This window comes from Pseudomonas sp. (assembly GCF_028293835.1).
Taxonomy (GTDB): Bacteria; Pseudomonadota; Gammaproteobacteria; order Pseudomonadales; family Pseudomonadaceae; genus Aquipseudomonas.
In genome coordinates this window covers 23,596-30,687 of sequence record NZ_JAQGNX010000079.1, presented here as the reverse complement: position 1 = coordinate 30,687, position 7,092 = coordinate 23,596, and the positions used below count along the sequence as shown (strand labels likewise).

General features: G+C 55.4%; 8 protein-coding genes. 7 read left to right on the top strand and 1 reads right to left on the bottom strand.

Going from position 1 to position 7,092, the window contains the following annotated elements; genetic code table 11:
- Positions 1 to 154: 154 nt before the first annotated feature.
- Entirely contained in the window at positions 155 to 1,744 is a 1,590-nt protein-coding gene (locus tag JWR17_RS09755; RefSeq protein ID WP_299830668.1) for an ABC-F family ATPase, read from the bottom strand.
- Positions 1,745 to 2,104: 360 nt separating this feature from the next.
- On the opposite strand from JWR17_RS09755, the gene JWR17_RS09750 reads away from it, so the two are divergent.
- The 7 genes from JWR17_RS09750 to JWR17_RS09720 all read left to right on the top strand — a co-directional run bounded on the left by JWR17_RS09750 (position 2,105) and on the right by JWR17_RS09720 (position 7,067).
- Positions 2,105 to 2,308, top strand: a complete 204-nt coding sequence (locus JWR17_RS09750) for a hypothetical protein (protein ID WP_299830666.1) — start codon at positions 2,105 to 2,107, stop codon at positions 2,306 to 2,308.
- A 267-nt stretch (positions 2,309 to 2,575) separates the two neighbouring features.
- A complete protein-coding gene (locus JWR17_RS09745; protein ID WP_299830664.1) occupies positions 2,576 to 3,253 on the top strand; it encodes a histidine phosphatase family protein in 678 nt (225 codons plus the stop codon).
- Positions 3,254 to 3,598: 345 nt separating this feature from the next.
- Positions 3,599 to 4,453 (top strand): transporter substrate-binding domain-containing protein, encoded by an 855-nt coding sequence (locus tag JWR17_RS09740; protein WP_299830662.1) that lies wholly within the window; start codon positions 3,599 to 3,601, stop codon positions 4,451 to 4,453.
- A gap of 53 nt (positions 4,454 to 4,506) precedes the next feature.
- On the top strand, positions 4,507 to 5,169 hold the full coding sequence (locus JWR17_RS09735; RefSeq protein ID WP_299830660.1) for an amino acid ABC transporter permease: 663 nt from the start codon (positions 4,507 to 4,509) through the stop codon (positions 5,167 to 5,169).
- A 10-nt stretch (positions 5,170 to 5,179) separates the two neighbouring features.
- Positions 5,180 to 5,839 (top strand): amino acid ABC transporter permease, encoded by a 660-nt coding sequence (locus JWR17_RS09730; RefSeq protein WP_299830658.1) that lies wholly within the window; start codon positions 5,180 to 5,182, stop codon positions 5,837 to 5,839.
- Positions 5,836 to 6,624 (top strand): amino acid ABC transporter ATP-binding protein, encoded by a 789-nt coding sequence (locus tag JWR17_RS09725; protein WP_299830656.1) that lies wholly within the window; start codon positions 5,836 to 5,838, stop codon positions 6,622 to 6,624. The genes JWR17_RS09730 and JWR17_RS09725 overlap by 4 nt, the downstream gene beginning before the upstream one ends.
- A gap of 50 nt (positions 6,625 to 6,674) precedes the next feature.
- Positions 6,675 to 7,067, top strand: coding sequence for a RidA family protein (locus JWR17_RS09720; RefSeq protein ID WP_299830654.1), 393 nt, complete (start codon positions 6,675 to 6,677; stop codon positions 7,065 to 7,067).
- Positions 7,068 to 7,092: the final 25 nt, after the last annotated feature.

Genomic DNA, 7,092 nt, shown 5'->3' with positions numbered 1-7,092 from the left:
TCCCACATTTGGAATGCGTTCCCCCTGTGGGAGCGGGCTTGCTCGCGAAGGGGCCCTCAATAGCACCGAAGAACAAAAAGCCTGAATGCAAAAAGCCCCGTCACCAGGACAGGGCTTTTACTTGCCGCTTGCAGCTTGAAACTAATCGCTGCTCTTAAAACACCACGCCCTGGCTACGCAGGTAGTCGTCGTACGTACCGCTAAAGTCGATCACGCCACTCGGGCTGAGTTCGATGATGCGGGTCGCCAACGACGACACGAACTCACGGTCATGGCTGACGAAGATTAGCGTGCCCGGGTAGTTCTCCAGCGCAAGGTTCAGCGCTTCGATGGATTCCATGTCCAAGTGGTTGGTCGGTTCGTCCATGATCAGTACGTTCGGCTTTTGCAGGATCAGCTTGCCGAACAGCATGCGACCTTGCTCACCACCGGAGATGACCTTGACCGACTTGAGGATCTCGTCGTTGGAGAACAGCATGCGGCCGAGGGTACCGCGAACGATCTGCTCGCCGCCCTGAGTCCATTGGCCCATCCAGTCGAACAGGTTGCAGTCGTCTTCGAAATCGTGCGCGTGGTCCTGGGCGTAGTAGCCCAGTTCCGCGGCGTCGGTCCACTTCACCGTGCCGGCATCCGGGGTCAGTTCGTTGACCAGGGTGCGCAGCAGGGTGGTTTTACCGATGCCGTTCGGGCCGATGATCGCCACGCGTTCGCCGGCTTCAACAACGAAGCTGAAGTCCTTGAACAGCGGCTTGCCGTCGAAGCCTTTGGCCATGCGCTCGACGATGACCGCCTGACGGTGCAGTTTTTTGTTCTGTTCGAAACGAATGAACGGACTGACACGGCTGGAAGGTTTGACCTCGGCCAGGGTGATCTTGTCGATCTGCTTGGCACGGGAACTGGCTTGCTTGGATTTCGAGGCGTTGGCCGAGAAGCGGCTGACGAACGATTGCAGCTCGGAAATCTGCGCTTTCTTCTTGGCGTTGTCCGACAGGAGTTGCTCGCGGGACTGGGTCGCCACGGTCATATACTCGTCATAGTTGCCCGGGAAGAGGCGCAGCTCGCCGTAGTCAAGGTCGGCCATGTGCGTACAGACACTGTTCAGGAAGTGTCTATCGTGGGAAATGATAACCATGGTGCTGTTGCGCTGGGTCAGGATGTTTTCCAGCCAGCGGATGGTGTTGATGTCCAAGTGGTTGGTCGGTTCGTCGAGCAGCAGCACTTCAGGATTGGAGAATAGCGCCTGGGCCAGCAATACACGCAGCTTCCAGCCTGGCGAGACTTCGCTCATCGGGCCGAAGTGCTGGTCGATGCCGATACCCAGGCCCAACAGCAGTTCACCGGCGCGGGATTCGGCGGTGTAGCCGTCCATTTCGGCGAATTCAGTTTCCAGCTCGGCGACAGCCATGCCGTCGGCTTCAGTCATCTCCGGCAGCGAATAGATACGATCGCGCTCGGCTTTGACTTTCCACAATTCCTCATGGCCCATGATCACGGTATCGATCACGGTGAATTCTTCGTAAGCGAACTGGTCCTGACGCAACTTACCCAGACGCACGTTTGGCTCCAGCATCACCTGGCCGCCCGATGGCTCCAGATCGCCACCCATGATCTTCATGAAAGTAGACTTGCCGCAGCCGTTGGCGCCGATCAGGCCGTAACGGTTCCCGCCACCAAACTTGACCGAAACGTTTTCGAACAAAGGTTTGGCACCGAATTGCATGGTGATGTTAGCTGTGGAGATCAAAAGTGTGTCCTGCAAGGTAGCAAAGGCGTAAAGGCACGACGGCCCGGCACAATGGCGTTGGGTATTAACCCAAAACAGCCAAAAAACGCACGGCCAAGGCAGGCTGGACGCAGAACGCGCAACCCAAAATCAGTCAGTGCGGCTTTAAAGGGGCGCAATAGTAACACTTGGCGCGCGGAAGGGCAGCCGGAGAGTGTCCGGACATCTCTTTCCACGCCAACCTCCCTTCCAATCCCACAAAATTTTCACATCCGAAGGACGCCCTACGGACATTTCGCCGTCTAGTCTGTTAGGCGTCTTCTCCCCGCGCCAAGCGTTGTTGACGTGCTTGCGTGTATCCACCCCATTAAGGAGCTACACATGGTGATCGGCGTAATTTCAGCCTCCATTCCAGTCAACGTCGGCGTGACGGCGCAACACCAGGCCACATTCAGGCCCAGCAAGGAATTAACGGCAACCCCCACCGCTATTTCTACAGCGGCGGCGACCGAAGCATCTTCCGTAGCTGACTTGATGTCAGCGGGTGCCGGCGGCGCAGGAGAAATCATCAATACCAAGGCTTGATCATCTCGCCTTACCAATCCGGCATTAGTCCTCGCCAGCGGGGACTGTCTACATCCAATACCTCGTTAATTTCCTTTCTGAACACTCGCTGAACGCTTCTTCAGTAACTTTTTTATACCGCGATAGTCCGCGAAAAATCACGTACCTTTTAACTTATTCCCACCCTGCTATTCATGCGGTGTACTCGGTGCGCTCTAGCGGCTGCAGAATGCTGTTGTAAATCATGACGTCAAAATAACAGTCTACGCTGGCAGAGAAGTGTGCCCCATGGAAAACGTTACCCGCATTCGTTCGAGCTCGTTATTTATTGGGCGGATTGTTTGGCGTTACAAAGTAGTTTCGACTTTACTGCTGATTGGGTTGTTAAGTAGCACAGCATATTTTCTCCTTAAGCACCCTGCGTTGAGGAACCTTGGCCATGGATCGGCTGCTGAAATCGCGAACCTGAAGGCTTCCTGGAACAAAGGGGAAATAGTCGTGTTCGTCCGCCACGCAGAGCGTTGCGACCAGTCGAACGCCACCTGCCTAAGCGTCAAAGAGGGTATTACTGCTCGGGGCAGTGACACCGCGCGGGAGGTAGGCGAAGAGTTTCAACGACTAGGGTTAAATAATACCGATGTATTTTCCAGCCCTCTTCCTAGAACAAAACAGACGGCGGCCTTTATGTTTCACCGAGAGGTAGAAACCCAGACATGGCTAGCCGATTGCCGTATTAAGATGCTTGCAAACGCAATTAAACATAAGGCGGCCGGGCACAATCTTATCTTGGTGACTCACAGCGACTGTATTAGAGAAGTTGAAAAAAGCCTGAAGGTTTCCTTGCCTGGAAAGCCGGCATACACCTCTTCGTTGTTTATTTCCCTAAGCGCAACGAATACACGCCCTCATGCGCTTGGTTTTGTCGACGCCTCGGCGTTTGCTGCGGACTTTAATCCCATACCGTAATTTCGCGCATGTTTGCACCTGCCCTCTAGCCTAAGTCCCATGGCTGCCGAAGCCGATCATTCTCCCTCTCTTTCAGTCAATCAGCCGACGGCGACGCGCACTCTTGAGGCGCGTGCGCACCCATTTGGGGCCTTGCTACACAAGCCTGTAGCAAACAGTAGCGGGTTGCCGTTGTAACGCTGTTACATAAAAATACTATTTTTTCCGGTTAGCCCTTTGATCTCAAAGCCTTTTTTCCGGCCTTCTTTTTCGGTCACGTCCTGTGGCACACTTTCTGCTCTGTATTCCGTTGTTACACACCTTGTTCCGCTATAGCGGAATTTAAATCACGGCGGAGTTCATCACATGCATCGCGGACCTTCCTTTTTGAAAGCTTGTGCGTTTGTTCTTGCGGCTACGGCCTCGCTTATCGGCTCCGTGCAGGCGGCAGATGCCACCAGCAAGCTCGATAGCGTGTTGCAACGTGGTCATCTGGTGGTCGGCACGGGTAGCACCAACGCCCCTTGGCATTTCCAGGGCGCAGACGGAAAGCTCCAGGGCTTCGATATCGACATCGCGCGGATGGTCGCCAAGGGCTTGTTCAACGACCCAAGCAAAGTTGAGTTCGTGGTGCAATCGTCCGACGCGCGGATTCCTAACCTGCTCACCGACAAAGTCGACATGAGCTGTCAGTTCATTACCGTCACTGCCAGCCGTGCTCAGCAAGTCGCGTTCACCCTGCCTTACTACCGTGAAGGCGTTGCGCTGCTGCTGCCGATCAAAAGCAAATACAAAGAAATTGATGACCTGAAAGCTGCCGGCGATGGCGTGACCGTGGCCGTGCTGCAAAACGTGTACGCCGAGGAGTTGGTGCATCAGGCGCTGCCCAAAGCCAAGGTCGATCAGTACGACAGCGTTGACCTGATGTATCAGGCCGTCAACTCCGGTCGTGCAGACGCAGCAGCCACCGATCAGTCATCAGTGAAATACCTCATCGTGCAGAACCCAGGCCGCTATCGCACACCGAACTTTGCCTGGAGCCCTCAAACCTACGCCTGCGCTGTCAAACGTGGCGATCAGGATTGGCTGAATTTCGTCAATACCGTGCTGCATGAGGCGATGACCGGTGTTGAGTTCCCGACCTACGCCGCTTCATTCAAACAATGGTTTGGTGTTGATCTGCCGATCCCTGAAATTGGTTTCCCTGTCGAATTCAAATGACTCGGTGAGAGCGGGGCAGTGCGTTGACTGCCCCGATCCAGGTACTGCTAACCATGAACTATCAGTTAAATTTTGCAGCCGTCTGGCGGGACTTTCCCAGCTTGCTGTCGGGCCTCGGTTTGGGCCTGGAGCTGGCGCTGATCTCGATTGCCATCGGTTGCGTGATCGGCTTGATTGCGGCGTTCGCGCTGCTGTCGAAACATCGGTCATTGCGCATCATTGCCTCGGTGTACGTCACTGTCATCCGTAATACGCCGATTCTGGTGCTGATTCTGTTGATCTATTTTGCGCTTCCCAGTCTCGGCATCCGCATGGACAAGCTGTCCTCGTTCATCGTCACGTTGTCGCTCTACGCCGGGGCTTATTTGACCGAAGTATTCCGTGCCGGGTTGTTGAGCATCCACAAGGGCCAGCGCGAAGCAGGCTTGGCCATCGGCTTGAGCGAGTGGCAAGTACGGGCGTACGTCATCATCCCGGTGATGCTGCGCAACGTGTTGCCCGCGCTTTCGAACAACTTCATCTCGCTGTTCAAGGACACCTCACTGGCGGCGGCGATTGCCGTGCCGGAGCTGACCTATTACGCCCGCAAAATCAACGTGGAAAGCTACCGGGTAATCGAAACCTGGCTGGTAACCACGGCGTTGTACGTTGCGGCCTGTTATCTCATCGCGATGCTCTTGCGCTACCTCGAGCAGCGCTTGGCGATCCGTCGCTAGGAGGTTTGAAATGGATGAATCCAGCTGGCTGCAAGAACTATGGATCGCCCGCGAAGCCCTATTGGCGGGGTTCTTTACAACCATTCAATGCTCGGTGATGGCGATTATCTGCGGCACGGTGATTGGCATGTTCGCCGGCCTGGTGCTGACCTATGGCAAGCTCTGGGGTCGTCTGCCGTTTCGCATCTACGTCGATCTGATACGCGGCACACCAGTGTTTGTGCTGGTGCTGGCCTGCTTCTATATGGCCCCGGCCTTGGGCTGGCAAATCACTGCCTTTCAAGCCGGTGCCCTGGGGCTGACGCTGTTTTGCGGCTCCCACGTTGCGGAAATCGTTCGCGGCGCCTTACAGGCCATTCCTCGTGGTCAGCTTGAAGCAGGCAAGGCGATTGGTCTGACGTTCAGGCAATCATTAGCTTACGTGCTATTGCCTCAGGCGCTGCGGCAGATATTGCCGACCTGGGTCAATTCCTCCACCGAGATCGTTAAAGCCTCGACCTTGTTGTCGGTCATCGGTGTCGCCGAATTATTGCTCAGTACCCAACAGGTCATCGCCAGAACGTTTATGACCCTGGAATTCTATCTGTTCGCCGGGTTTCTGTTCTTCATCATCAACTACGCCATCGAACTTCTTGGACGGCAAATCGAAAAACGGGTGGCCTTGCCATGATTCCGACTCAATCCGCTACCACTCCTGCGTTGCTGAGCATCGAAGGGCTGCACAAATCCTACGGCCCGGTTGAAGTACTCAAAGGCGTTGACCTGCACATGCAGCGCGGCAACGTTGTGACCTTGATCGGCTCCAGTGGCTCAGGCAAGACCACCTTGCTGCGCTGCGTGAATTTATTGGAGGAGTTCCAGGGCGGACACATCCGCCTGGACGGACAGGACATCGGCTACAGCGATGTGGACGGCAAACGAGTCCGTCACCCGGAAAAAGTCATTGCCCAGCATCGCTCCATGACCGGTATGGCGTTTCAGCAATTCAATTTGTTTCCGCACCTAAGCGCCTTGCAGAACGTCACCTTGGGTTTGCTCAAGGTGAAGAAGCTGCCCAAGGACGAAGCCGTGGCGTTGGCCGAGAAATGGCTGGATCGCGTGGGACTGCTGGATCGACGTAACCACTTCCCAGGCCAATTGTCCGGCGGTCAGCAGCAGCGCGTGGCGATTGCCCGGGCGATTGCGATGAACCCGAGCCTGATGCTATTTGATGAAGTGACCTCGGCGCTGGACCCGGAATTGGTCGGCGAGGTATTGAGCGTTATCAAGGGCCTGGCTGAAGAAGGCATGACCATGCTGCTGGTCACCCACGAGATGCGCTTTGCGTACGAAGTGTCCGATCAGATCGTGTTTATGAACCAGGGCAGGATCGAAGAACAGGGCCCGCCAAAGGACTTGTTCGAACGACCAAAGTCGGCGCGCTTGAGCGAGTTCCTCAAGAACATCCGTTTTTAATCGTTCAACACATCAGCATCAATCTTTTAGATAAATAGCAGGAGAATTTCATGAGCATTACTCGTTATGGCACCGGTAGCTCCGCCGGCGGTGGCCAGCCCCGTCCTTTCGCCCGGGCAGTCGAAGCCGATGGCTGGCTGTACGTGTCTGGCCAAGTGCCCGCGGAAAACGGCGAGATCATCAATGGCGGGATCGTCGAGCAGACCCATCAAACCATGAAGAACCTGATCGCGATCCTCGCTGAAGCGGGATACGGCCTGGAGGACGTGGTCCGCACCGGCGTCTGGCTGGATGACCCGCGAGACTTCTGGAGCTTCAACAAAGTATTTTCTGAATACTTCACCAGCGAACACGCACCGGCCCGTGCCTGTGTCCAGGCGAACATGATGGTTGATTGCAAGGTAGAGATCGATTGCGTGGCTTACAAAAAGCCTAAGGCCTGACGCTCATGCGGTGATTGTTCCTGCG

Excerpts from the sequence above, each read along its gene's own strand:
- JWR17_RS09735 (WP_299830660.1), top strand. The coding sequence starts at position 4,507 with ATGAACTATCAGTTAAATTTTGCAGCCGTCTGGCGGGACTTTCCCAGC.
- JWR17_RS09745 (WP_299830664.1), top strand. The coding sequence starts at position 2,576 with ATGGAAAACGTTACCCGCATTCGTTCGAGCTCGTTATTTATTGGGCGG.
- JWR17_RS09730 (WP_299830658.1), top strand. The coding sequence starts at position 5,180 with ATGGATGAATCCAGCTGGCTGCAAGAACTATGGATCGCCCGCGAAGCC.
- JWR17_RS09725 (WP_299830656.1), top strand. The coding sequence starts at position 5,836 with ATGATTCCGACTCAATCCGCTACCACTCCTGCGTTGCTGAGCATCGAA.
- JWR17_RS09720 (WP_299830654.1), top strand. The coding sequence starts at position 6,675 with ATGAGCATTACTCGTTATGGCACCGGTAGCTCCGCCGGCGGTGGCCAG.
- JWR17_RS09740 (WP_299830662.1), top strand. The coding sequence starts at position 3,599 with ATGCATCGCGGACCTTCCTTTTTGAAAGCTTGTGCGTTTGTTCTTGCG.
- JWR17_RS09750 (WP_299830666.1), top strand. The coding sequence starts at position 2,105 with ATGGTGATCGGCGTAATTTCAGCCTCCATTCCAGTCAACGTCGGCGTG.